The following is a 24396-nucleotide window of genomic DNA, read 5'->3' as shown; positions in this document are numbered from 1 at the left end:
TCAGCCCACTTCGGCTCTGGAGGGGGACGGGACGGGATCGGCCGGGGCGGTTTCCAACGGCTTGGCCATGTAGACCGCCTCGGCGCCGTAGCTCGCGGGCAGCCCGATCTCGGGCCGGGCGCGGTAGCCGAGCGGGGTCCACAGCACCTGCGAGCCGCGCACCGCGACCAGCGAGAGCGTCCGGTGGCCGGCCGCCCGTCCGGTCTCCTCCAGGTGCCGCAGCATCCGGTGGGCCAGGCCCCGGCCGCGCGCCCGCTCGGCGATCACCAGGTCGTGGGCGTGCAGGTTGCTCGCCGGTACACCGCCGCCGGACTCGGCCCGGCTGAGGTCCGGGCAGCGGAACAGCGGGTACGGCAGGGCGAGCAGGTAGCCGCCGATGCCGCCGGCGTGCTCCAGGACGAAGCAGGTGGAGGGCGAGGCGCGGTGCCGGGAGCGCAGCGCCTCGCCGCCCTCGGACAGGCCGTCGGCGGCGTAGGCGCGTTCCTCCAGCGCGACCACGTCGTCCCAGTCCTCCTCCCGAAGCAGCCGGATCCGGGTGTCGGTCATGCGCGTCCTCCGTCCGGAGCCGGGCCGCCGACGCAGGTGTACGGCAGCGGCACGAAGCCGTTGAACCCCCGGGTGGCGTAGGCGGTGGAGTACGCGCCGCAGGAGTGGATCCACACCGGGTCGCCGGAGGCGACCGCGCGCGGCACCCGTACCAGGCCGTCCTCCTGGGCGTACGCGTCGTCGCTGTCGCAGGTCGGACCGGCCACCACGGCGTCGACGAACCGCCCGCCGGGGTGGGTGGGGAACTCCAGCCGGTACTGCAACTGGTCCATCTCGTAGAGGCCGTTGAACTTGCCGCAGCTCAGGTAGAGCCAGTCCTCGCGGGTGCCGTCGAGCCGGCGGCGGGAGGAGAGCCGGGCGACGTGGGCGCGGATCGCGCCGTGGTCGGCGACCAGGTGGCGGCCGGGTTCCAGCAGGAACTCCAGCGGGGCGGCGTTGACGGCGCGCAGCCGGTCCATGCCCTCGCGGATCACCGCGAACATCTTGTCCAGCGGCGGTTCGAGCGGGCGGCCGTGCCGGTCCAGCACACCGAGGGCGGGCAGTCCGCCGCCGAGGTTGATCCGGTTCGGCACGATGCCGCGCCGGTTGACCGCCTCCAGCACGGCGGCCAGCGACTCGACGGCCGCGCCCCAGGCCTCGGCGGTCATCTGCTGCGAGCCGACGTGGACCGACAGGCCGGAGGGCACCAGCCCGCAGGTGCGGGCGGCGTCCAGCACCCGCGGGGCGTCCTCGGGCGAGCAGCCGAACTTGTGGCTGAGTCCCCACAGCGCGCCCTCGCCGGTGGTGGCCAGGCGGCAGAACACCCGTGAGCCGGGGGCGTGTTCGGCGATCGCGGCGACGTCCTCCAGGCTGTCGGTGGCGAAGTCGCGCACGCCCAGCCGGTAGGCCTCGGCGATGTTGCGGTCGGACTTGACGGTGTTGCCGTAGTGGATCAGTTCGGGGGCGACCCCGGTGCGCAGCGCCTGGGCGATCTCCTGCGGCCCGGCCGCGTCGAAGCCGGAGCCGAGCCGGGCGAGGTGGTCGAGCACCTCGTCGACCGGGCAGGCCTTCATCGCGAACCGGACGGCGACACCGGGCAGTTCGGCGCACAGGGCGGCGTACTGGCGGCCGATGCCGTCCAGGTCGTAGATCAGGGTGTCCTCGGTGGCGGCGGCGAGCGCGGCGCGCAGGGCGCCGGTTCCGCGGCCGTCGGTCTGGTGGCGCGGGTCGGTGGTCTGACGTATCACGGATGAACTCCCGGTCCGGCTAACGCGGCAGCCGTTCGGTGGGGGTGGACCTGCTCGCGCGCACCAGCGGGCCCCACGCGTCGATCAGCAGCGCGAAGTCCTCGATGTCCGCCTGCGCCTCGTCGAGCAGACGCGCCCGTCGGGGCGCCAGGTGGTCGGCGAACTCGGCGTACTTCCCGCCGAGTCGGCGGTAGCAGCGGTCGAGTTCGGCGAGCCGCCGGTGGTTCTCGGTGCGGTCCGCCGCGGCGCTGCGGCGGGCGCAGTCGGCGATCACCTCGGGGCGGACGTGGTGCCGCTCGTCGAGCAGGGTGTCGCCGGCCAGCTCCATCTCGGAGTAGACCGGGTGGTGGTAGAGCATGGCGAGCAGGAACTTGGCGTAGCGCCCCTGGTAGGCGGTGAAGCCGGAGCCGGTGCGGCGTTCCGGGGTGTAGTAGTTGACGATGTGCCGGTTGTGGGTGACCCCGGGAAGGGTGGCGCCGTGCACCAGGTGGTGCAGGAAGTAGTCGCTGCCGATGGTGTCGGTGGCGGGCGGCAGCGGGACGCGCTCGTACACCTCGTGGTCGAGGGCGATGTTGCACATGTCGATCCGCCAGATGTCGGGCCGGTCGAGCACGGCGCGGTCGGCGATGAAGGGCTCGGTGCCGGCGCCGACGAAGGATTCGGCGACGAGTTCGCGCTTCTGCTCCTCGGTGGCCGCGCCGGGTGCCCAGAGCGCGACCACGTCGTGGTAGACCTCGGGGTCGAGGTCGCGGATCTCGCCGAGGTCGACGGAGAGTTCGCCGATGAAGGAGGCGCCGACCAGGGCGACGGGCTTGTCGGCGTGCGCCGGGTCGAGGGTGTGCTCGGTGACGGCGGCGGCCGCGTCGGCGGCCCTGACGCCGATCGTGGCGAGCTCGTGCTCGATCGGGAACACCGGTTCGCCGTCGAGCAGTTGGTATCGGCTGTCGGAGTCGCGACGGTGCACCGAGGTGCAGCCGAGCGCGGCGGCCAGCAGGAAGGCCCGGTTGGTGCAGGCGCCGTAGGAGACGGCGTCGGGCAGCATCAGGTCGAGCAGCTTGTCCGGCCCGGCGAGGCCGGAGCGCTCGATCGCCTCGCGCAGGAAGGCGCGTTGGGCCGCCTCGTCCAGGTGGTGGACGAGCACGCCTTCGGCCGGCGGCAGCGCGGCGACGGCCTCGGCGTGGCGCCGGCGGGCCTGCGGGTCGGCGGAGTCGAGCACCAGCAGGTGCACCTGGACGCCGAACCGCCGGGCGGCGTAGGCGGCTTCGGCGCCGATCGAGGTGATGGTGCCCGCGCACTCGCGGTTGGTGGGCAGGGTCAGGCAGACGGCGCGCATTCCCGCTCCCCCGTGGGCTCCCCGAAGGTACGGCCGGTCCAGGACCGCAGGCCGAGCAACTTCTCCCCCAGTTCGGTCAGTTCGGCGGGCCCGTAGCGCAGCGCCTCGGGCTTGTCGGCGTCCCCGACCAGGGTGCGGTTCCAGTCCGGGGTGCTCAGCGTGCGCCAGGACTCGACCCGGGAGCGGCGCAGCGGCTCGGCCTCCTCCAGGGCGGGCATCATCGACAGGTACTGCACGGCGCGCACGCCGCCGGCCGAGGTGTTGCGGGCGACGCCGTGGGCCAGCAGGCCGTTCCAGATCAGCAGGTCGCCGGCCTTCAGCTCGGGCCGGATCACCGGGAACTCGTCGCGGTCGACGGCCGGCCGGATCGGGTCGCGGTCGGCGGGCTGGGCAGCCTGCCACGCGTTGAAGCGGCGGAACAGCTCCGGGTCGCACTGGAAGCCGCCGTGGTCGGGCTCGGTGTCGTTGAGCGCGATGATGCCCTGGACGCGCTGCGGCAGCATGCCCCGGGTGGTGTCGACGTCCCAGTGCAGTTCGATGTCGAAGCCCTTGTCGGTGGGTTCGATGAGCGCGCGGTCGCGGTTGCGGACGTTCGGCGGGTTGAGGTTGAGCCGGTCGAGGGTGACCCAGAGCTCCTCGCAGTCCCACACGTCCACGAAGGCGTCGTAGACGCGCTGCGACTGGCGGCTGTCCCAGATGAGTTGGTGGTGGTAGGCCTCGACGAAGCCGTAGATGTGCAGGTGCTGGTCGAGCTCGTCGCGGTGGTGGCGCTCGCGGTACCACTCCTCGGGGCGGTCGGGCGACAGGCCCTGGAAGTCCCAGGCGAAGTCGAGCAGGCGCTCGGCGGCCTCGGCCGGGATCGCCTGCCTCACCACGACGTAGCCGTAGGTCTGCCAGTGCGCGTGGCCCTGCTCGGAGAGCACCCGCAGCGGGCGCTCCTTGCGCAGCTCGCGCAGGCCGGTGCGGGCGAGGTAGCTCTCGGTGTCGGCGCTGAAGTAGGGGCGCGGCGAGGCGGCCCGGTACAGATATCCCTCGGGGTGTTCGTCAGGGCTCGGCATGGGCGGTCACTCCATGGTTCGTGGTCGATGCGGCGCTGCCTCGGACACCCGGTGCGGGCACGGCGAGCCGACGGCCGGTCGTTCGACCGGAAGGGGAATTCGGTGCGCGGACCGGACGCCCGTGCGCGTGCGCTCCTTCCCGTCTCGGTCCGCGAGCACGGGACAGCGCCACGCCAGGAGGGCCAACTCGCCCGTCCGGCAGGGCCTCTCACTTCGCATCAGCCCCTGCCGAACCGCACTCCCCATACGTTGGACTAGACCAACTAATGGTGTCAACCCTTTCCCTCGGGTTGCCGATTGGGAAATCGGCGCAGTTCACAGCGCCTCTCGCGGTTCGCTTTATGTTTCGGAGGCCGACATAAGGGCGGGTATGTTTCGGGAATTGACATAACCGGGAGCGGTGAACCCCGGCACCCCGCGCACCGTTGCGCCGGGCCCGCGCCGCCCGCCCGCTCGCCGTAGCTTGGGACTGTGGCACGAACCCGGTTGGCACCCACCCGGCTGGCCCCGCCTGGCTGGCTGACCGAGGGCCTGCGGCCCCGGGACACGCCGATCCCCTGGGCCGCGGTGGCCCGTTCCTCGGTCGCGCTCGCCGCCCCGCTCGCGGTGGGCACCGCCACCGGGCGGCCCGGCTACGGCGCGCTGGTGTCGCTGGGCGCACTGTCCGGCGTCATCGGGGACACCGCCGACGCCTACCGGATGCGGGTGTTCAACATCGCCGTGCCGCAGCTGATCGGCGCCCTCGGGGTGCTGGCCGGCACCCAGGTACACGGCTCCGGCTGGACGACCGTCGTGGTGCTGACCGTCGTCGCGCTGGTCTCCGGCATGATCTCCTCGATCGGCGCGGTCGCCTCCGCCTCCGGACTGCTCCTGCTGCTCAACACCGTGATCGGGGCCGGCCTGCCGATGCCCTCCCCCTGGTGGCTGCCGCCCGCCCTGCTGCTGCTCGGCGGCCTGGTGGTGCTCGCCCTCACCCTGCTGGCCTGGCCGCTGCGCGGCGGCACGCCCGAGCGCGGGATCGTCGCGGGCACCTACCGGGCGGTCGCCGAAATGCTGGAGGCCGCCGGCTCGCCCGGCTACGACGCCAAGCGGCGTGAGCTCACCCATGCGCTCAACCAGTCCTACGACCTGCTGCTGGCCCGCCGCGCCCGCCGGCACGGCCGCTCCCCCACCCTGGTCCGGCTGCTCGCCCAGCTCAACGCCGTGGTCCCGGTGGTCGAGGGCGCCTCGGCGGTCCACCTGCGCCCGCCCGAGTTCGGCCCGCTGGCGCCCGGCTACCCGGCCGCCGTCCGCGAGTTGGCCGCCGCCGTCGAGCTGGGCCGCACCGGCCCCGCGCCCCTGCCCGACCTGCCCGAACCGCGCGGCCCGTCCACCCGCGCGCTGGCCGAGGCGATCCGGCACGCCGCCACCGTGGTGCACGAGGCCGAGCCGGACCCGTACGCCTCCGACGACCGGCTCGGCCGGCCCGCCGCTCTGGAGGTCCGGGCCCGGCGGGCCGCGCGGGCGCTGCTGCTGTCCAGGGCGTCCTGGCGGTACGGACTGCGCCTGGCACTGTGCATCGGGCTGGCCCAGGTACTGGTGTCGGTGATCGCGGTGCCCCGCTCGTACTGGGTGACGCTGACCGTGACCTTCGTGATGAAGCCCGACTTCGGCTCGGTGTTCTCCCGCGCGGTGCTGCGCGCGCTCGGCACGGCCGCCGGGCTGCTGATCGCCATTCCGGTGCTGGCCGAGGTGCCGCACGGCTGGTGGGACGTGCCGGTGATGGCGGCGCTGGCCACCCTGATCCCGGCGCTGTCGGTCAAGGGGTACGCCTTCCAGACCGCGGCGATCACCCCGGTGATCCTGCTGCTCTCCGACCTGCTCAACCACCAGGGCTTCCACCTGGTGCTGCCCCGGCTCTACGACTCGCTGATCGGCTGCGGCATCTCACTGCTGGCCGGCTACCTGCTGTGGCCGGAGTCCTGGCACACCCGGATCGGCGACCGGCTGGCCGACGCCGTCCAGGACACCGCCTCCTACGTGTCGCTGGCCTTCACCACCGCGCCCGGCCGCGACGAACCAGCCCGGGCCCGCTACCGGCGGAGGCTCTACCGGGACCTGTCCACCGTGCGCAGCGAGTTCCAGCGGGCGCTCACCGAGCCGCCGCCGGTCGGCGCCCGGGCGGAGGCCTGGTGGCCGCTGGTGATCGCGGTGGAGCGGATCGTGGACACCACCACCGCCACCCGGGTACGGGTCGAGCACGGCGCGCCCGTGCCCACCCCGGCGGAGGTCGGCGCCGCCACCCAGGAGTTGTCCGACCTGGCCGAGGCGCTGCGCACCGGCGCCCCGCTGCCCCCGGCCGACCCGGAGGCGGTGGCGCCGGACTGCGCGCTGGCCCGGCTGCTCCACGAGGTGCACGCGGCGAGGTCGGTCGCGGCGCCGTGACCCCCCGGTCGCGGCGAGGTCCGTCGCGGCGCCGTGCCCCCCGTCGCGGCGTCTCGCGGGTCAGTCCTGGATGCGCCGCCAGGGCCGGTCCGCCTCCAGCGCGAAGGCCAGCTCCAGCAGCAGCTGCTCCTGCCCGTGCGCGGCCGACAGGTGCACCCCGATCGGCAGGCCGCCGGGCGCCGCCCCGGTGGGCAGCGCGATGCCCGGGCCGCCGGTCACGTTGTTGACCGGGGTGAAGGCGACGTAGCGCAGCAGCCGCTCGACCAGCTCGTCGAAGGCCACGTTCGGGCTCAGGTGGCCGATCGGCGGGGCGGTGTGGGCGAGCACCGGGGAGAGGATCGCGTCGTGGTCGCGGAAGATCCCCGCGTACACCGCCTCGGCCCGGCGCAGCCGGCGCAGCGCGCCCGGGGTGCGCGGGAACTCGGCCTGGAAGCGGCGGCGCAGGCCGGTGGTCAGGCCGTCCAGCCGACCGCTGCGGAAGCTCGGGTCGAGCACCAGCCGGCCGGTGACCGCGATCACCCAGGCGATGTAGCCCCAGTACGAGAGGAAGTCGCGGGAGAACTCCTCGCCGAAGGGCAGGGTGGTCGGCTCGACCCGGTGGCCCATCGCCTCCAGCCGGGCGGCGGTCTCCTCGACCGCCCGGCGGGTCGGCTCGTCGGTCTTGGCGATCGGCGAGTCCACCACCAGCCCGATCCGCAGCGGGCGCCGGCCCGGGCCCTCGACCAGGCCGAGCGGGGGCAGCTTCGGGTTGTGGTGGTGGCGTTCGGCGGCGGCGAAGAAGGCGGCGGTGTCACGCACCGAGCGGGTCACCACCCCGTCGGTGACCAGGTCGATCGGCAGCTTGCCGCCCTGGGCGTTGGTCACCAGCCGGCCCCGGGTGGGCTTGAGGCCGATCAGGCCGCAGCAGGCCGCCGGGATCCGGATCGACCCGCCGCCGTCGTTGGCGTGCGCGATCGGCACGACGCCGGCGGCGACCAGCGCGGCGGAGCCGCCCGAGGAGGCGCCCGCCGAGTGCGAGGGCTTCCAGGGATTGCGCACCGGCTGGGCGGTGGCGAACTCGGTGGAGGCGTTGAGGCCGAACTCGGGCAGCCGGGTCTTGCCGAGCACGGCCAGGCCGGTGGCCAGGAACTGGTCGGTGAAGCGCGCGTTGCGGCGGGCCGGGCGGGCGCGGAAGGCCTCGCTGCCCATGGCGGTCGGCAGGCCGCGCAGGTCCACGTTGTCCTTGAGGTAGGTCGGCACGCCCCAGAGCGGGCCGCCGATGCCCTCCCGGCTGATCCGGGGCCGTTCGTACGAGGCGTGGGCGACGGGCAGCAGCGCGCCGTCGATCCGCCCGGCACGGGCGACGGCCGCGGCGACCAGCTCGCGGGGGTTGACCTCGCCGGCCCGCACCAGGGCGGCCAGCGCCACCGCGTCGTGCGCGCCGAGGGCGTCGTCGGTGAACGCGTGGGCCCGCTCGTCGGTCATTCAACTCCCCATTCCCCGCCGGGCCTTCTACTGCCCGGTAGTACTGACCGGTAGTCTCACAGGAGTTCGCAGTGTAGGCACGCGACACCACCGCCCGGTAGCCCCGACACCGGGGCTCGCCTCCGGCAGCCGGACCACGATCCGTCAAACACCGGACGGCGCACGGGCGTTCGGCATGCGCCCCCGCGTTCACCCCACCCGCCGGTCACGAACCGTTTCACCGGCGGGCCCCGGGAAAGATCCAGATCGCCCATCGATCCGGCCATCCCCCACCCGAGGTGACGCCCTTGACCACCCAGTACCACCCAACCGCCCGATACACCTCGGCCACCGCCCCCGGCGCGCTCCCCCTGCTCGGCCACGCCCCCGCCTTCGTCCGCCGCCCCTTCGGCTTCATCGCCGGCCTGGCCGCCCACGGCGACCTGGTCAGGCTCCGGCTCGGCCCGCTCGACGCGTACGTCGCCTGCCACCCCGACCTGGTGCACCGGCTGCTCACCGAGGACCACACGTACCACAAGGGCGGGGTCGTCATCGACAAGGCCCGCGAGGCCTTCGGCAACGGCCTCGCCACCTGCCCCGCCGCCGACCACCGGCGCCAACGCCGCATGCTGCAACCCGCGTTCCACCGCGACCGGCTGCCCGGCTACGCCGCCATGATGGCCGAGGAGATCGCCGGCACCACCGCCCACTGGCGTGACGGCCACGTGATCGACGTGCCCGCCGCGATGTACCGCCTCACCACCGCCGTCACGGCCCGCTGCCTGTTCGCCGCCCACGAACGGGCCGGCTCGCTGCCCGTGCACGAGTGCATGGACGTGGTCACCCGGGGCGTCGCCCGGCGGATCATGCTGCCGATCCCCGGCGCCGACCGGATCCCCACCCCCGGAAACCGTCGCTTCCGCCGCGCCGAGCGGAACCTGCGCGAGATCACCAAGCGGCTGATCTCCGACTACCGCGCCGCCGGCACCGACCGCGACGACCTGCTCTCCATGCTGCTCGGCGCCCTCGACGAGAACGGCACCGTCCTGTCCGACACCGAGGTCCACGACCAGGTGGTCACCTTCCTGCTGGCCGGCACGGAGACCACCGCCGCCACCCTCTCCTGGGCCTGGACCCTGCTCGCCGCCAACCCGGCCATCCGCGACCGCCTGCACGCCGAACTCGACACCGTCCTCGACGGGCGCCCCGCCCGCTACGAGGACCTGCCCGCGCTGCCGCTCACCGCCCGGATCGTCAGCGAGACGCTGCGGCTCTACCCGGTGTCCTGGGTGCTCAGCCGCACCGTCGCCGCCGACGCCGAACTCGGCGGCCACCGCATCCCGGCCGGCGCCACCATCCTGTTCAGCCCCTACCTGCTGCACCGCCGGGCCGACCTGTTCCCCTGCCCCGACCGCTTCGACCCCGACCGCTGGCTCACCACCGCCCGCCCCGCCCCCGGCACCTACGTCCCCTTCGGCCTCGGCGCCCGCCGCTGCATCGGCGAGGCCTTCGCCACCACCGAGGCCGCCCTCGCCATCGCCACCGTCGCCGCCCGCTGGACCGTCACCCCCACCCCCGGCCGCCCGGTCCGCCCCGCCCGCGGCTCCTCGATGTCCCCCCGCCCCTTCACGGCGACGCTGACCCGCCGGGCGCGATGAGGGGCGCGCGGGTCGCACGGTGGTCGGAGTTCGGTACTGTCCCGGCGGGGCCGGCCACAGGTGCGCCGGCCGGACCTGCCGTTCGACCGGGACACCATCACACCATGAACGCTCGATCCCCGTTGGGGCTCCTGACCGGGCTGCTGCGCGCCGTCCGGACGTACCCGCGCCGCTCACCGCTGACGTTCGGTTACGTCGGCCTGCTCCTGCTCGGCCACGCCTGGGTCGAGTACGGGCTCTCCGACGCGGGGGCCGACGACCTGCGGGACTACATCAGCACCAACCTGGACAACCTGCACGACCACCCGATCAGGGCCCTGTTCGGCAGCGCGCTGCTGTACGACGGCACGCTCACCGACGTCACCTCGACCGGCTTCGGCGGCACCCTGATCACCCTCGGCCTCGGCATCGTCGTCGGCCTGGCCTGGGCCGAACGCCGCTACGGGACGCTGCGCGCCGCCGCGGTGTTCCTCGCCGGGCACGTCGGCGCCACCCTGATCACCGCCCTGGTCATCCTGCTCGCGCTGCGGCAGGACTGGTACCCGGAGAGCGTCCGCGCGGCATCGGACTACGGCATCAGCTACGGCGCCCAGGCCGCCCTCGCGTTCGCGGTCCTCGCCCTGCCCCGCTGGGCCCGGCTGCCCTGGGCCGCCTTCGTCCTCGCCTGGCCGCTCGGCAGCGACCACGTATGGCCCGGCCCACTCCCCGAGTTCACCACCGTCGGCCACCTCCTCGCCGCCGCCCTCGGATTCGCCCTCGCCGCCACCACGGCCGCCACCACCCGCCACCACACGGGCGCACCCGCCGCCGCAGGCCCGAAGGGGTGATCAGCCGCGGCCGACCGCCTCGCCGTCAGCGGGGCGGCCGGCCTCCGGCCGCCATGCCGGCCAGCAGCCGCTCGATCGCCGCCAGCCGTTCCCGCAACTCCTCGACGTCGCCCTTGGTGGCGCTCTGTTCGGCCGCCCGGAGGGTGACCAGCAGTTGCCCGTCCGGCTCCAGCCGGGCGCGGGCCACGTCGCTGACGTTGTCGCCGTTCTGGAGCCGAACGACGTGTTCCAGCTCGGACGGGCGCAGCGCCAGGCGGTGCAGCGCGCCGGGGACAAGTCGCGCAAGATCCAGGCCGACTTCGAGTGTGCAGGCTTCACCTGCAACGCGGTCACCAACGCCGTAACCAACGTCGCGGTAGGACAGGCCGTAAGGCCCCGGAAGGCATCTTCCGGTACCGGAGGGGCAACACCGCGCCGGCGGTCGAGTGCCCGTGAACCTCAACACCCCACCGGTGTTGGAATCCCCCGGCTTCAACCGAGGGAGGATGTCAAGATCGGAATCTGGACGACCATCAGGTCGTGCCACACGGCCCCGCTCCTCCCACCACCACGGTCCGGAACGGGGCCGCCGCTACGCCACGCGCCCGGCTACGAGCGCCGCTTCGGCTTGCCGCGCCGGGCCGCCGCCGCACCGCCCCGGGCCCCGGGCTTCTGGGCACCGGACTTCTGGCCGCCCGTCTTCTGCCCGCCGGCCCGCTGCTGCCCGCCCGCCTTCTGCTGCTGCGGCTTCCGCGGAGCCGCCGCCTTCTTCGGCTGAGCGGCCGGGGCGGCCGCGGCCTGCCCGGCGCCCCGCCCGCGCGAGCTGTTGACCGTCCGCCCCCGGACGATCCCGATGAACTCCTCCACCAGGTCCGTCGTCCGCTCCTGCAGCCAGGACAGCGCGACCTGGGACTGCGGCGCCTCCAGCACCGGCCGGTAGGTGAGGTCCCGCCGGTGGTGCAGCCGGGCCAGCGACTGCGGCACCAGCAGCACGCCGACGTTGGCCGCCACCAGCTCGATGGCGTCCGCCGTGGTCGCCGGGCGCTCGACGGCCGGGCGACCGGGCAGGGCGTCGGCGGCCCAGCCGAGGGTGTCGTCGAGCGGGTGGAAGACCACGTCCTCGGCGAGGTCGTCGAGGGTGACCTCCTCGGCGGCGGCGAGCCAGTGGTCCTTGGGGAAGACCACGACGGTGGTCTCGGTGTACAGCGGGATCGCGCTGAGCACGTCCTTGTCGACCGGCAGACGGATCAGCCCGGCGTCCGCCGAGCCCTCCCGCACGGTCCGCTCGGCCTCCTCGAAGGGGACCGCGACGAGGTCGAGCGGGACGTCCGGGAGCCGCTCGACCCAGACCCGGGCCCATTTGCCGGGGGTCACGCCCGGGACGTACGCGAGCCGGAAGGACGGGTTCACCTGCATGTCTGTCACAGGGCAAGGCTACCGACCGTGACCGGAAGCGCCCGCGCACTCCCTTACCCTTGTCCTCATGACATCGCTCAAGCAGAAGACCAGCCAGACCATGAAGCCGGAGACGGCGGCCAAGAAGCTGGGGATCTACCTCGCCGCGGCGCCGACCGGCTTCCAGGAGGGCGTGGTCTCCCGCGAGGAGCTGAACGCGCTGCAGGCCGAGCCGCCGCAGTGGCTCCAGGAGCTGCGCAAGAACGGCCCGCACCCCCGCCCGGTGATCGCCGCCAAGCTCGGCATCTCGATCTCCGGCCTGGCCCGCGGCGGCGTGACCGAGGCGCTCACCACCGAGCAGATCGAGGCCGTCAAGGCCGAGAACCCGCTCTGGCTCCAGCACGAGCGCGCCAACCAGGTGGACGTCCGCAAGGAGAACGCCCGGATCAAGGCCAAGCACGAGAAGGAGGCCGCCGAGGCCGCCGCGAAGGCCGCCAAGGAGTCCCAGGCCCGCTGATCCGCTGACGCGCGCCCCGGCGCCGTTTGTCAGACCCCCGCGCTTGGATGGTGCCGGCGTTCGTCCACGGACGGGCGCCGGCACGGCCATGAGTTCATCCACTCGGGAGGGCAGGCAGATGGCGGCGACACTGAACGGTCGGATCGCCCTGGTCGCGGGAGCGACGCGGGGCGCCGGGCGGGGCATCGCGGTGGAGCTCGGTGCGGCGGGCGCGACGGTGTACGTGACCGGGCGCACCACCCGGCAGCAGCGCTCGGAGTACGACCGGCCCGAGACGATCGAGGACACCGCCGAGCTGGTCACCGCGGCGGGCGGCCGGGGCATCGCGGTGCCGACGGACCACCTGGTCCCGGCCGAGGTGGCCGCCCTGGTGGAGCGGATCGAGGCCGAGCAGGGCCGGCTGGACGTCCTGGTGAACGACATCTGGGGCGGCGAGAAGCTGTTCGGCTGGAACACCCCGGTCTGGGAGCACAGCCTGGACGACGGCCTGCGGCTGCTGCGCCTGGCGGTGGAGACCCACGCGATCACCAGCCACCACGCCCTGCCGCTGCTGCTGAAGAACCCGGGCGGCCTGCTGGTGGAGATGACGGACGGCACGGAGGAGTACAACCGCGCCACCTACCGCAACTCCTTCTTCTACGACCTGGCCAAGGCCTCCGTCCTGCGGATGGCCTTCTCCCTGGGCCACGAGCTCGGCCCGCGCGGCGCCACCGCCGTGGCCCTGACCCCGGGGTGGATACGCTCCGAGATCATGCTGGAGCACTTCGGCGTGACCGAGGAGAACTGGCGCGAGGCCGTGACCCGGGAGCCGCACTTCGGCATCTCGGAGACCCCGTACTACGTCGGCCGGGCGGTCGCCGCGCTGGCCGCCGACCCGGAGGTCGCCCGCTGGAACGGCCGGTCCCTCTCCAGCGGACAGCTGGCCCGGGAGTACGGCTTCACCGACCGGGACGGCAGCCGCCCGGACTGCTGGCGCTACCTGGTCGAAGTGCAGGACGCGGGCCGGCCGGCCGCGCCGGAGGCCTACCGCTGAGCACCGCGCCCGATCCGGCTGAATCCTGAATTCCGCTTCGGCGGCGGCGCGTTCACCACGCGCGGACGGAACTCCTCTCCCTCCGCCGCATATTGACCGCGCCGTCCGAGTTCGCGTGCCACGCCTGCGGCGTCATGATGCACGCGGACCTCAACGGTGCCCGCAACATCGCCGCTCGCGGCGCTGCCGCGTGGACAGCGGGGCGTCAGTCATGCGTCCCAGAGCCGGCCTGACGGCAGCTCTCAGACGTGGGAGGTGACAGCCAGCCGCGCCCTACCCACAAGCCAGGTCCCTTCAGGGCCGGGTCGAGTTGATTTACGAGTACGAGGCGATCGCCTCGACCGCTACCTCGCCTGGCCGGGCCAGGCCACCAACGTACCTGATCGGCCGTCGGGAGATCGTCCGGCACCGCGAGCGGGCCCGGGCCGCGCTCGACGGGCGCTTCGACATCCGCGAGTTCCACCACCAGCTGATCGGGCACGGCAGCCTGCCGCTCGGGGTGCTGGAGGACCTGATCACCGAGTGGATCGCCGCGCACCGGCCGCGACGGTACCGGTGGGGATGCCTGCCCCCACCGGCACCACGGGGGCTCAGAGACCGGACGGTCCTCGGCACCGAGTCGAGCGCCCCGTGCCCGAGGTCGGGTCGCGGGAGCGCCCTGCCGTCACGTCAGGAGTGCGGAAACGATTCCGCGCGCCCGCGACACTCCTCCCGCGCCCGGACGTGGCGTCACCCGTTCGGCCCCCTCCACACGGTAGTGTCCGCTGGCGCGGCCATCGGCACATCGCCGACCGGCTGCACGCGCACCCGCAACGACCTGGAGGAACTCCGTGCCGGCTCCCGCCCGAGGCGCCCTCGCCATAGCCGCGGCCGTCCTGCTCGCAGCAGCCGCAGGCTGCTCGTCCAGCGGCGGCCACACCGCCAAGGACACCGGCCACGGCAAGGCGAGCGCCCACAGCTCCGCCCCGACGGCCGGCGGCGACGCCGCCCAGCCCGCCCCGGCCGCGATCGTGACCGGGCCCGGCCCGAAGCCCTCGTACGACGTCCAGCCGCAGCCCGCGGCGGGCAGCTGCCACTTCCGCTACACCGCGGACAAGCAGCCGCTGCCCGACCCGAACTGCACCCCGGGCGCGATCAGCCCGGCGGTCAACCAGGGCAACATCAACGACACCATCTGCAAGCCGGGCGGCTACACCTCGACCATCCGCCCGTCGGCGAACATCACCGGCAAGGAGAAGGCCGAGAACGCCAAGTCCTACGGCTACACCGGTCCGATGGGCGACGCCGAGTACGACCACCTGATCAGCCTGCAGCTCGGCGGCGACCCCAACGACCCGCGCAACCTGTGGATCCAGCCGCCCTCCCCCGGCCACGTCCCGGGCAAGGGCCCGAACAACCCCAAGGACTCGGTGGAGACCCACCTGCACACCGCGATCTGCAAGGGGCAGGTCACCCTGGCCGCGGCCCAGAGCGCGATCGCCACCGACTGGACCACGGCCGAGGCCAAGGTCGGCCTCAAGCCCGCCGCCGCGCCCACCCCGGAGCCGGACGCGGACGGCGACTGACGAATCGTTTCCCCGGCGACGTTCGGGGCCGCAGCGCCGCCTCTGGGACCGCAGCGCCTCTCGGGGCCACGGCGCCTCTCGGGGCTACAGCGACTCCACCAGCTCGGCAATGGTGTCGAACGGCCGGTACTCCGCGAACTCCGCGCCCAGCGCACGGGCCCGCTCGCGGAACCGGCCCTCGCCGAGCACCCGGTCCACCGCCCGGCCGACCGCCTCCGGCGCCGGGCGGTCGGTCCGCAGGTCCAGCCCCACGCCCGCCCACTCCACCCGGGCCGCCACCTCCGGCTTGTCCTCGCTCGCCCCGGCCACCACCAGCGGCACCCCGTACCGCAGCGCCGTCTGCACCCCGCCGTAACCGCCGTTGCTCACCAGCACGTCGGTGTGCGGCAGCAGCCGGTCGAACGGGACGTACCCGGCGACGCGGACATTGCCCGGCAGGCTGCCGCCGAGCAGCTCGGCCAGCCGCTGCGGCCCGTCCGGGCGGGCGGTGGCGGCCACCACCAGCAGGTCGTCCCGGTCCGCCAGGGCGCGGACGGTCGGGGCGACCAGCTCGCCGAGGTCGGTGTTGGCCAGCGTGCCCTGGGTGACCACCACGACCGGCCGCTCGTCGGTCACCTCGTCCCACCACCCGGGCAGCGGCCGCTCGTCGCCGACGAGGCCCGGCAGCGCGCCGATCAGCCGGTACGTGGCGGGCGCGTCGCTGCGCGGGTACTCGAAGCCCGGCACGGTGAGCTGCAGGTACTCGTCCGGCACCGTCACCTGCGCCTGCCCGCGCGGGCCCTCCGGCAGCCGGACGCCCACCCCCGCGAACACCTTCTCGGCGTGGCGCCGCAGCGGCTCGCCGCGCCGGTCCATCTCCTCCTGCAGGGCCCGGTTGCGGGCCCGGCCCTCCTCCCCCGGCAGCGGCGGCAGCGCCAGCCCGAACGGCGCGGTGTCCACGCTCGGCAGCATCGCCGGGGTGAGGCCGATGCCGATCAGGGCCGGGCGCTCCGCCCGCGGCCGGCTGAGGGCCAGCGGCAGGGCGCCCTGGACGAAGGCGTCGGCGATCACCGCATCGGCCGGGAACTCCTCCAGCAGCGCGAGCAGCGCCCGGTACTGGTGCGGGATCGGGTCGAGGAACACGTGCTGGACGTCGAAGGCGATCCGCTCCGGCCCGGGCGGCAGGCTCGCCCGGCCGGGGAAGAACGCGTCGAGGTCGCGGTCGTCCCAGTCGGCCTCGGCGGGCAGCGCGACGAAGCGCACCCCCGCCCTTTCGGCGGCGCCCGCGAAGCGCGAACCGCCGAGGAAGACCACCTCGTGGCCGCGCGTGGCGAGGTCGGCGGAGATCGCCAGCAACGGGCTGACGTGCCCGTGCGCGGGCAGGGCGGTGGTGATGATCCTGGACAGCGGAAACTCCTGTGTTCGGGCCCGGTGCGTTCTGCTCGTTCTGCGACTCACCGTAGGCAGGGGCGGTAGACGACCGATGAACGGCTCATCTGCCCAGTACCGCACCGCCGTTCAGGCCGATCACCTGCCCGGTGAGGTAGCCGGCCGCCGGGGAGGCGAGGTAGGCGACCGCCTCGGCCACGTCCTCGGGGGTGCCGGCCCGGCCGACCAGGGTGTCGGCGATCTTCCGGGCGTGGAACTCCTCGTCCCGGTCGGCTCCGAAGATCTCGGTGTCCTCGACGTAGCCGGGCGCCAGCACGTTCACCGTGATCCCGTCCGGCCCCAACTGCCGCGCCAGGCCGAAGGCCCAGCCGTGCAGGGCGGCCTTCGCAGCGGCGTACGAACCGGCCGAGTGCGGGCCCGCACCGCCGCGTTGGGCGGCCGCCGAGCTGATCACCACCAGCCGGCCGCCGGGGCGGCGCAGCGCGCCCTGGAGGGCGGTGGTCAGCAGCACGGCGGTGAGCAGGTTGGTGTCCAGGTCCCGCCGCCAGGACGCGGCCAGGGCGGCCAGGCTGTCGTCCTCGGGCGGGGTGATGATCGCGCCCGCGTTGTTCACCAGCACGTCCACCGGCCCGAGTCCGGCGATCCGGGCGGCCACCGCCCCGACCGCTGCCGGGTCGGTCAGGTCGCCCGCCAGCGGCACGACCGTGCCCGCTCCGGCGCCCCGCTCGATCTCCTCCCGGGCCTGCTCCAGCACGGCCGCCCGGCGGCCGAGGATCACCACCCGGTTCCCGTCCCCGGCCAGCCGGGCGGCGATCGCCCGCCCGATCCCGGTCCCGCCGCCGGACACCACCGCGAGTCGCTCCTGGGCCACCGGTCAGGCCTCGCCGTCGTAGTAGGCACGCATCAGTTCCGTCGACCACGCGGGCTGGCGGACCTCCCCGCGCGGGCCGAACTCGCCCATGTACGGCTTGATGTCGAGCACCGGCGTACCGGCCACCGCGTCCAAGCCGGTGACGTGCAGCTCCAGTCCGTCCACCCGGACCAGCGCGCAGCGGGAGACCCCGAGCCGGTTGGGGCGGTTCTTGCCGCGCTGGGCGAAGATGCCGACCAGCGGCCAGTCGGTGTTGCCGCGCGGGTGGCGGGCGCCGGTCTCGACCTTCCCCGCCGGGACGCGGTCGAAGTGGTACACCACCTCCAGGTGCGAGAAGTCCGCCAGCCCGTACAGCGCCTCCTCCCCGAACTGCCCGCCGTCCAGCCGGATCACCGCCCCGACGCTCCCCCAGTCGTCGTCCCGGACGTCCTCCCGTCCGCCGACCACCCGTCCCACCGGACGCACCGTCATTTCTTCCACGCCGACTCCCCCTTCGAGCTAACGATCGTTCACCCGGTACCGTAACCGGGCTCACGCCCCGACGATCAAGGGGGTCACCGGCCCATCGGCCGCCGCATCGGGTCCGGCGGTTCAGGCACCCGGGACACCCGGCCGGTCAGGCCTGGCCCGGGGTGATCGGCAGGCCGCGCTTGTGCTCGGTGCGGCGGTAGTGGCCGAGGACGGTGTCGAACACCTCCTCGCTGACCGGCAGGCCCTCCAGGAAGTCGTCCAGGGCGTCGTACTCGACGCCGAGGGCCTCCTCGTCGGGGCGGCCGGGGGCGAGGTTCTCCAGGTCCGCGGTGGGGATCTTGCCGACCAGTTCGGCGGGCGCGCCCAGCACCGCGGCGATCGAGCGCACCTGGCGCTTGGTGAGCCCGGAGAGCGGCATGACGTCGGCCGCGCCGTCGCCGTACTTGGTGAAGAAGCCGACGGCGGCCTCGGCCGCGTGGTCGGTGCCGACGACCAGGCCGCCGGAGGCGCCGGCGGCCGCGTACTGGACCACCATCCGCTGGCGGGCCTTGACGTTGCCGCGCACGAAGTCCTCGTGGGCGTGGTCGGTGAAGGTCAGCCCGGCCGCCAGCAGCGCGTCCAGGGCGGCGTCGGTCGCGGGCTTGATGTCGACGGTCAGCACCTCGTCGGCACGGATGAAGTCGAGCGCGCGCTGGGCGTCCGCCTCGTCCGCCTGGACGCCGTAGGGCAGCCGCATCGCGGTGAAGCCGGCCCGGTGCCCCTCGGCCCGCAGCCGCTCGACGGCGAGCTGGCAGAGCCGCCCGGTGGTGGTGGAGTCGACGCCGCCGCTGATGCCCAGCACCAGGGTGCGCGCACCCGAGGCCCGCAGCTGCTCGGCCAGGAAGGCCACCCGCCGCTCGGCCTCCTTCGCGGGGTCGGGGACGGGCGCCACTCCGAGGGCGAGGGCGATCTGCCGCTGGAGGTCCGCGGGCGGGGTCACGGTCATGCCGACTCCTTGGGGAAGGTCACACGGTGGGTGCCCGTCATCGTCGTCACCAGCGAGTACAGCGAGGTGGTGGCGGTGATGAACAGGCGGTTGTTCTTCGGGCCGCCGAAGGTGATGTTGGAGACGGGCTCGGGGACGAGGATACGGCCGATGAGGGTGCCGTCGGGCGCGTAGCAGTGGACGCCGTCCTCGAAGGCGGCCGCCCAGAGCCGGCCGTCGAGGTCGAAGCGGATGTTGTCGAACCGGTGGCCGTCGCCGCCGACGAAGATCCGGTCGCCGCCGAGGGTGCCGTCCGCGCCGACGTCGAAGACCCGGATGTGCCCGGCCCGGCTGTCGTTGACGTAGAGCCGCCGTTCGTCGTGGGAGAGGACCAGTCCGTTCGGCCCCTCGAAGCCGTCGGCGGCGAGCCGGACCTCGCCGCTGTGCGGGTCGATCCGGTAGACGTTGCGGGCGCCGATCTCGGGCTCGGCGCGGTGGCCCTCGTAGTCGCCGGTGATGCCGAAGTCCGGGTCGGAGAACCGGATCGCGCCGTCGGAGCCGACGACGGCGTCGTTGGGCGAGTTGAGCCGCTTGCCCCGGTAGCGGTCGGCGAGGACGGTGATCCTGCCGTCGTGTTCGGTGCGGGTGACCCGGCGGTTGCCCTGTTCGCAGCCGATCAGACGGCCCTCGCGGTCGAGGGTGTTGCCGTTGGGGTGGCCGGCCGGGGAGCGGAAGACGCCGACGGTGCCGGTGGCCTCGTCCCAGCGCAGCAGGCGGTCGTTGGGGATGTCGCTCCAGATCACCTGCCGCCAGGCCTGGATGGGCGATTCGGCCGCCGCCTTCGCCGCCGTCCCGGAGATCGAGGAGGCGCACATCATCGCGGGCAGCGCCTCGGTGCTGGTCAAGGTGCGCACGGCCACCACCGAGCAGCTCCAGGACGTGCTGCGCCGCCTCTACGCGATCGAGGGCGTGAACGGCACCCAGGCCACGGTGGTGCTGGAGACCTTCTTCGAGCGCCCGCCCAAGCCTTAGACCTCGGCCTCGGTCGCAGTCTCGGCCTCGCTCGCGGTCTCGGCCCCGACCCCAGGCGCGGGCGCGGGATGCCGGAGGATGTCCAGCACCACGCGGCCGTCCACGGTCTCCTGGGCGACCAGCAGCTCCGCCAACTCGTCCAGGTGGTGCCGGTGTTCGTGCAGCAGCCCGACGGCCCGGCGCTCGGCACCGCGCAGCAGCGCGGCCACCGCCTCGTCCACCGCGCGCTGGGTCTGCTCGGAGTACGGGCGGCGCAGCAGGTCCTCGGGGTGCTCGCCGAGGTACTGCGGGGAACCGCTGGAGTAGCCGACCGGGCCGAGGTCCGGGGAGAGGCCGAACTCGCGAACCATCCGGGTGGCCACCGAGGTGGCGTTGGCGAGGTCGTTGGCGGCGCCCGTCGAACCCTCACCGAAGACCACCAACTCGGCGGCCCGTCCGCCGAGTTGGACGGTGAGCAGATCGTTCAGATAGCTCTCGCTGTACAGGTGCCGCTCGGCCTCGGGGAGTTGCTCGGTGGCGCCGAGTGCGACTCCCGCCGGGAGGATGGTCACCTTGGCGACCGGGTCGGCGTGCTCGCACAGCGCGGCCATCAGCGCGTGCCCGGACTCGTGCACGGCGACGGCTTGCCGCTCCTCGGGCAGCAGCGCGTTGGAGGACTCCCGGCGCCCGAGCAGCACCCGGTCGCGGGCGTCGTCGAGGTCGGTCGCGGTGATGGTGGCGCGTTCGGCGCGGACCGCGTTGATCGCGGCCTCGTTGACCAGGTTGGCGAGGTCGGCGCCGGAGAAGCCGGGGGTGCCGCGGGCGATCCGGTCCAGGTCGGTATCCGGAGCGAGGGTCTTTCCCCGGGTGTGCACGGCGAGGATGGCCGCCCGCTCGGCCTGGTTGGGCAGCGGCACGGTGACCTGCCGGTCGAACCGGCCGGGGCGCAGCAGGGCCGGGTCGAGGGCGTCCGGCCGGTTGGTGGCGGCGATGACGACGATCCCGGTGCTCTGGTCGAAGCCGTCCATCTCGGACAGGAGCTGGTTGAGGGTCTGCTCGCGCTCGTCGTTGCCGCCGATCCGGGAGCCGCCCGCACGGCGGCCGCCGACCGCGTCGATCTCGTCGATGAAGATGATGGACGGCGCGCGCTTGCGGGCCTCCTCGAACAGGTCGCGGACCCGGGAGGCGCCGACACCGACGAACATCTCCACGAAACCGGAGCCGGTCACCGAGAGGAACGGCACCGAGGCCTCCCCGGCGACCGCCCGGGCGAGCAGCGTCTTGCCGGTGCCGGGCGGGCCGACCATGATCACCCCGCGTGGCCCCTTGGCTCCGGCGGCGGCGTACCGTTCCGGGCTGCGCAGGAAGTCGACCACCTCGCTGACCTCCTGCTTCACCCCCTCGTACCCGGCCACATCGGCGAAGCCGGTGGCGGGCCGCTCGGCCTCGATGATCTTCGCCCGGGAGCGGCCGATCGCGCTCAGCCCGCCGCCGAGCGTTCGTGCGGCCATCCGGCCCGACCAGAGGAACAGCCCGCCGAAGATCAGCAGCGGCAGGAACAGCAGCAGGGTGGACCAGAGCGAGCTGCCGTTGCCGGAGTGGCTGGCGGTGATGTTCACGTGCTGGTCGGAGAGCGCGTGGCTGAGCTGGGAGGTGTCCAGGGCGGTGGGGATCTGGCTGGTGAAGCGGGTGCCGTCCTTGAGCGTGCCGCTCACCCCGCCGGTGTCGCTGACGTCCACGGTCTGCACCTGGCCGGCGTCGACCCGGTTCAGGAAGTCGGTGTAGCCGTAGCGGGCGCCGGTCGGGGCGGACTTGGAGAACAGGGCGAGCAGGAGCAGAGTGGCGAGGACGGCGACGGGCAGCAGCCAGCGGCGCCACGAGGGCGCGGGGGGCTTGGGCGGGGTGCCACCGGGGCCGGGGCCCGGCCGCTGCCATGGACCCGGGCCCTTGCCGGGGCCGCCGGGGCCGGAGCCGGGTCCCGTGCCGGGCGGGGTCGCGGGGTGGCGGGCAGCCCGCAGCCGCGTTCGTACGATCATCCACGCTCACCGCCTCTCGGTGCCGCTACCCGGAGTCCCTCTCGGGGGCCTTCCTCTCCATGGTCGGACGCTCCGGGCCCGGACGGGAGGCCGAACAGGTACCGGCCGAACGCGAGCCGCCCGTCCGACGCGTTCGGCCACCGCCCCACAGCCTCCGCCGGCCCGGGCAGGGTCAGCCGGCCGTACTGGGCGATCTCGCCACCCGCACCCGCACCGCGGCCAGGGTCGCCGCGCCCACGAACACCGCACACCCGGCCATCAGCCCCAACAGCCTGACCGCCGAGTCCACCGCACCCGGCAACCCGACCAGCGACCACAGCGCGTCCCGCAAGCCGCCGCTCACCGGCACCGCCAGCGCGGCGGCGAAGGCGGCGGCCCGCCCCGCACCGGGCTTGCGCGGCGTCACAGCGATCATCAGGAGGGCGTCGCAGAGCAGGCAGAAGGCGAAGAACCCGCTGAAGAAGACGGCGAGTTCGGCCAGGGCCAGCTGCCGGCCGGGCCAGCCTTCGCCGACCGCCTGTCCGGTGACCACCAGCGCGCCGGCCAGCAGGCTCAGCCCGGCCGCGGCGGCCACGACGTGGCGGCGCAGGAAGCGGGTGGTGGCCCCGAGGTCGGCCAGTGGCGCCGCGAGCAGGGCGAGATCGTCCAGCCAGTCGCCGCCCGGGCGCCGCCGCTCCTCGGGCGGCACCTCCCGCCCGGCCCGCCGCAGCAGGACCAGGCACCAGCCGGCGCCCGACGCCAGTAGCAGCAGGGCGGCGATCAGCCAGGCCGTCCGCCCGTCCCACAGCTCGCGCTCCGCCCGCAGGGCCGCGGCGGTCGCATCGGTGGCGACGGTCGCCGCGACGAGCGCGACACCCAGCCGGGCCGCCCTCAGCAGTTGGTCCACCCGGTAGCCGGGCTGCGGCCCGCCGCCCCGGCAAAGCCAGGCCCGTACTGCCGTCAGCGCGGTGAGCGCGGGGACCAGGAAGAGCGTGAAGGACACCACCGCGTCGTACGGATCCGCCTGCCAGGGGCTCGCCGCCCGCAGCAGCCGCACCTGGGTCGTCGAGTAGGCGAAGCCGGTGAACGCCAGCGCCAGGGCGAGGGCGCCCCACAGCGCGCGCCGCTGCGCCCCGCTCATCGCGGCCCACCGTCCTTCCCGCCGACCTTCCCGTCGCCCTTCCCGCCGCGCACCAGCAGGTCCGGCAGCCAGGGCAACCCCGGCGCCGCGTGCCGCGCGAGCTGGTACTCCGCCGGGAGGATCCGGCCGAGCGTGCCCATCACCCCGGTCGGCATCCGTACGGCCACCAGCGCGACCACGGCCAGTGCCGCCGCGACCGGCAGCCATCCCCATCCCCGCACCGATCCCCATCTGCGCGTCAACTCCCCCACCTCCACGGCATGTTCGGTCGCCGGCGGCTGCGCCTCGACCACGCCGGAATAGTACACGCCGCGTAGTACTTGTCACGTAGTATCGTGGCCCGGAGAGTCGCATCCGAGGGAGTGAGCGCCCATGCAGGCGTACGACGCACAGACGCTGGTGCTCTGCGCACTGGCCGAGGGGCCGCTGCACGGCTACGCCGTCAACGCCGCCATCGAGCGGCTGGTCGGTCAGAAGCTCGGCCCCGGCAGCCTCTACGGGGCGCTGACCCGCCTGGAGGCCAAGCAGCTCATCGAACCCGCCGACGACGCCGGGTCGCAGCCGCGCCAGCGTCCGGTACGGCTGACCCCGCAGGGCCGGCGGCTGCTGGAGCAGGAGCTGCGGTCGATGGCGAAGGTGGCCGCCGCCGGGCTGGCCAGCCTCAAGGTCAACCCCGCGTGAGCGGCGGGCGTCCGCGGCGGACCGTCGACCTGTTCCGGCTCTACCCGGCGCCGATGCGCGAGCACTGGGGCGAGGAACTGGCGGAGGAGGTGCGGTCGGCCGACTGGCGCGCCTGGCCCGGGCTGCTGGCCGCGATCGCGGACCTGTGGCTGCACCCGGCCATCTGGCCCGCCGACCACCGCGCCCAACGACGCGACCGAACCGCCGTCCTGGCCCTCGCCGTCGCGCTGGCGACCGGGTTCGTCGGCGCCCTGGCCGCCGAACAGGGCGCCCGCCAGGCCGCCGCGCCCGGCGGCGCCTGGGCGGCGCCGCTCGGCCAGGCGCTGCTGCTGGTCGGGCTGGCGCTGGTCACCCCGTTCCCCCACCGCGACCCCGCCGCGCTGCGCGCCCTGCTCGCCACCGCCGCCCGCCGCCTCACCGCCCCGGCCCTGGCGGGCGCGGGCCTGGTGGCGCTCGCGCACTCCACGCTCGGCTCGGCCCTCGCGGCCAGTGACTACCGCTTCGCCGCCGTCGCCTGCTGGTGGACGGTGCTGGCCGTCGGCGCCCTGCAGACCTGCCGCACGGTGGCGGGCCCGGCGGGCCGGGCCGCGCTGGCCACGCCGTCCCCGTTCCGGCTGAGGCTGGGCCTCGGCGCCCTCGCCACCGCCGGGGTGCTGGCCGGCTCCACCCTGCTGGCCACCTGGACGGCCGACCACGCGGCCACCGCGCTGACCGCCGGAATCCTGCTGGTCCTGCTCGCCTGGCCGCTCGCCGCAGCCCTCAGGGACCTGCGCCAGACCGGGAGCTGAGCCACCGTCGACCGGCCTCGGCCGACCCGATCGCCCGTGGTCCACAGGCCCACCAACACCGGCCACATCGTCAACAAGGCGG

23 protein-coding genes and 3 pseudogenes are annotated in these 24396 nt (G+C 74.2%); 11 read left to right on the top strand and 15 right to left on the bottom strand.

What is annotated here, in order from left to right; all coding sequences use genetic code 11:
* From ACIRYZ_RS29615 to ACIRYZ_RS29600, 4 genes are read right to left on the bottom strand one after another with little or no spacing between them, the layout of a single operon-like run.
* On the bottom strand, positions 1-546 hold the full coding sequence (locus tag ACIRYZ_RS29615) for a GNAT family N-acetyltransferase (protein WP_402949941.1): 546 nt from the start codon (positions 544-546) through the stop codon (positions 1-3).
* Entirely contained in the window at positions 543-1772 is a 1230-nt protein-coding gene (locus tag ACIRYZ_RS29610) for a type III PLP-dependent enzyme (RefSeq protein WP_402949938.1), read from the bottom strand. The genes ACIRYZ_RS29615 and ACIRYZ_RS29610 overlap by 4 nt, the downstream gene beginning before the upstream one ends.
* A 19-nt stretch (positions 1773-1791) precedes the next feature.
* Entirely contained in the window at positions 1792-3105 is a 1314-nt protein-coding gene (locus ACIRYZ_RS29605) for a DUF6271 family protein (RefSeq protein ID WP_402949934.1), read from the bottom strand.
* On the bottom strand, positions 3087-4163 hold the full coding sequence (locus tag ACIRYZ_RS29600; RefSeq protein ID WP_402949931.1) for a phytanoyl-CoA dioxygenase family protein: 1077 nt from the start codon (positions 4161-4163) through the stop codon (positions 3087-3089). The genes ACIRYZ_RS29605 and ACIRYZ_RS29600 overlap by 19 nt, the downstream gene beginning before the upstream one ends.
* Positions 4164-4634: 471 nt before the next feature.
* Between ACIRYZ_RS29600 and ACIRYZ_RS29595 the strand changes: the two genes are divergently transcribed.
* The gene (locus ACIRYZ_RS29595; protein WP_402949928.1) at positions 4635-6587 is read left to right on the top strand and encodes an FUSC family protein; all 1953 of its coding nucleotides are present in this window, start codon (positions 4635-4637) and stop codon (positions 6585-6587) included.
* Positions 6588-6647: 60 nt separating this feature from the next.
* On the opposite strand, the gene ACIRYZ_RS29590 is transcribed toward ACIRYZ_RS29595, so the two are convergent.
* Entirely contained in the window at positions 6648-8051 is a 1404-nt protein-coding gene (locus ACIRYZ_RS29590; protein WP_402949926.1) for an amidase, read from the bottom strand.
* 287 nt (positions 8052-8338) lie between these two features.
* Between ACIRYZ_RS29590 and ACIRYZ_RS29585 the strand changes: the two genes are divergently transcribed.
* Positions 8339-9688 (top strand): cytochrome P450, encoded by a 1350-nt coding sequence (locus ACIRYZ_RS29585; protein WP_402949923.1) that lies wholly within the window; start codon positions 8339-8341, stop codon positions 9686-9688.
* A 104-nt stretch (positions 9689-9792) separates the two neighbouring features.
* Positions 9793-10515 (top strand): rhomboid-like protein, encoded by a 723-nt coding sequence (locus ACIRYZ_RS29580; protein ID WP_402949920.1) that lies wholly within the window; start codon positions 9793-9795, stop codon positions 10513-10515.
* Positions 10516-10540: 25 nt separating this feature from the next.
* Here the strand turns inward: ACIRYZ_RS29580 and ACIRYZ_RS29575 are convergent, their stop codons facing one another.
* Positions 10541-10960 carry a YetF domain-containing protein gene (locus ACIRYZ_RS29575; RefSeq protein WP_402949990.1) on the bottom strand — a complete coding sequence of 140 codons (420 nt, stop codon included), beginning with the start codon at positions 10958-10960 and terminating at the stop codon, positions 10541-10543.
* A gap of 143 nt (positions 10961-11103) precedes the next feature.
* Positions 11104-11919: a LysR family substrate-binding domain-containing protein gene (locus tag ACIRYZ_RS29570; protein WP_402949917.1), complete on the bottom strand. Its 816-nt coding sequence runs from the start codon at positions 11917-11919 to the stop codon at positions 11104-11106.
* 58 nt (positions 11920-11977) lie between these two features.
* Here ACIRYZ_RS29570 and ACIRYZ_RS29565 point away from each other — a divergent pair, with 58 nt between their 5' ends.
* The 5 genes and pseudogenes from ACIRYZ_RS29565 to ACIRYZ_RS29545 all read left to right on the top strand — a co-directional run bounded on the left by ACIRYZ_RS29565 (position 11978) and on the right by ACIRYZ_RS29545 (position 15004).
* Positions 11978-12406, top strand: a complete 429-nt coding sequence (locus tag ACIRYZ_RS29565; RefSeq protein ID WP_402949914.1) for a DUF5997 family protein — start codon at positions 11978-11980, stop codon at positions 12404-12406.
* Between the two features lie 118 nt (positions 12407-12524).
* Positions 12525-13439, top strand: coding sequence for an SDR family oxidoreductase (locus tag ACIRYZ_RS29560; protein WP_402949911.1), 915 nt, complete (start codon positions 12525-12527; stop codon positions 13437-13439).
* A 92-nt stretch (positions 13440-13531) separates the two neighbouring features.
* Positions 13532-13672: a zinc ribbon domain-containing protein gene (locus ACIRYZ_RS29555; RefSeq protein ID WP_402949908.1), complete on the top strand. Its 141-nt coding sequence runs from the start codon at positions 13532-13534 to the stop codon at positions 13670-13672.
* Positions 13673-13749: 77 nt separating this feature from the next.
* Positions 13750-13941, top strand: a pseudogene (locus tag ACIRYZ_RS29550) (DUF885 family protein); the annotation flags it as partial.
* Between the two features lie 328 nt (positions 13942-14269).
* Entirely contained in the window at positions 14270-15004 is a 735-nt protein-coding gene (locus ACIRYZ_RS29545) for a hypothetical protein (protein WP_402949906.1), read from the top strand.
* 84 nt (positions 15005-15088) lie between these two features.
* Here the strand turns inward: ACIRYZ_RS29545 and ACIRYZ_RS29540 are convergent, their stop codons facing one another.
* The 5 genes and pseudogenes from ACIRYZ_RS29540 to ACIRYZ_RS29520 form a co-directional block, all read right to left on the bottom strand.
* A complete protein-coding gene (locus tag ACIRYZ_RS29540) occupies positions 15089-16441 on the bottom strand; it encodes a glycosyltransferase (protein ID WP_402949903.1) in 1353 nt (450 codons plus the stop codon).
* A 34-nt stretch (positions 16442-16475) separates the two neighbouring features.
* Complete coding sequence (locus ACIRYZ_RS29535) at positions 16476-17243, bottom strand: SDR family NAD(P)-dependent oxidoreductase (RefSeq protein ID WP_402949901.1); 768 nt, start codon at positions 17241-17243, stop codon at positions 16476-16478.
* Between the two features lie 3 nt (positions 17244-17246).
* Positions 17247-17714 (bottom strand): SAM-dependent methyltransferase, encoded by a 468-nt coding sequence (locus tag ACIRYZ_RS29530; RefSeq protein WP_402949988.1) that lies wholly within the window; start codon positions 17712-17714, stop codon positions 17247-17249.
* Positions 17715-17859: 145 nt separating this feature from the next.
* On the bottom strand, positions 17860-18693 hold the full coding sequence (gene nadE, locus ACIRYZ_RS29525) for an ammonia-dependent NAD(+) synthetase (protein WP_402949987.1): 834 nt from the start codon (positions 18691-18693) through the stop codon (positions 17860-17862).
* Between the two features lie 2 nt (positions 18694-18695).
* Positions 18696-19511, bottom strand: a pseudogene (locus tag ACIRYZ_RS29520) (SMP-30/gluconolactonase/LRE family protein); the annotation flags it as partial.
* Here ACIRYZ_RS29520 and ACIRYZ_RS29515 point away from each other — a divergent pair.
* A pseudogene (locus ACIRYZ_RS29515) lies at positions 19492-19710 on the top strand (Lrp/AsnC ligand binding domain-containing protein); the annotation flags it as partial. The pseudogenes ACIRYZ_RS29520 and ACIRYZ_RS29515 sit on opposite strands and share 20 nt — an antisense overlap.
* On the opposite strand, the gene ftsH reads toward ACIRYZ_RS29515, so the two are convergent.
* The 3 genes from ftsH to ACIRYZ_RS29500 form a co-directional block, all read right to left on the bottom strand.
* Positions 19707-21725: an ATP-dependent zinc metalloprotease FtsH gene (gene ftsH, locus ACIRYZ_RS29510; RefSeq protein ID WP_402949898.1), complete on the bottom strand. Its 2019-nt coding sequence runs from the start codon at positions 21723-21725 to the stop codon at positions 19707-19709. The pseudogene ACIRYZ_RS29515 and the gene ftsH overlap by 4 nt on opposite strands.
* 172 nt (positions 21726-21897) lie before the next feature.
* The gene (locus ACIRYZ_RS29505; RefSeq protein ID WP_402949895.1) at positions 21898-22845 is read right to left on the bottom strand and encodes a hypothetical protein; all 948 of its coding nucleotides are present in this window, start codon (positions 22843-22845) and stop codon (positions 21898-21900) included.
* A complete protein-coding gene (locus tag ACIRYZ_RS29500) occupies positions 22842-23138 on the bottom strand; it encodes a hypothetical protein (protein WP_402949892.1) in 297 nt (98 codons plus the stop codon). Before ACIRYZ_RS29500 ends, ACIRYZ_RS29505 begins: the two co-directional genes overlap by 4 nt.
* 79 nt (positions 23139-23217) lie before the next feature.
* Between ACIRYZ_RS29500 and ACIRYZ_RS29495 the strand changes: the two genes are divergently transcribed.
* Entirely contained in the window at positions 23218-23526 is a 309-nt protein-coding gene (locus ACIRYZ_RS29495) for a PadR family transcriptional regulator (RefSeq protein ID WP_402949889.1), read from the top strand.
* Complete coding sequence (locus tag ACIRYZ_RS29490; protein WP_402949887.1) at positions 23523-24314, top strand: hypothetical protein; 792 nt, start codon at positions 23523-23525, stop codon at positions 24312-24314. Before ACIRYZ_RS29495 ends, ACIRYZ_RS29490 begins: the two co-directional genes overlap by 4 nt.
* The last annotated feature ends 82 nt before the right edge of the window (positions 24315-24396 follow it).

Origin of the sequence: Kitasatospora sp. NPDC101155, from assembly GCF_044768305.1 — a bacterium.
Taxonomy (GTDB): Bacteria; Actinomycetota; Actinomycetes; order Streptomycetales; family Streptomycetaceae; genus Kitasatospora.
The sequence above is the reverse complement of the archived record's forward strand: the minus strand, read 5'-3'. Positions and strand labels throughout refer to the sequence as shown.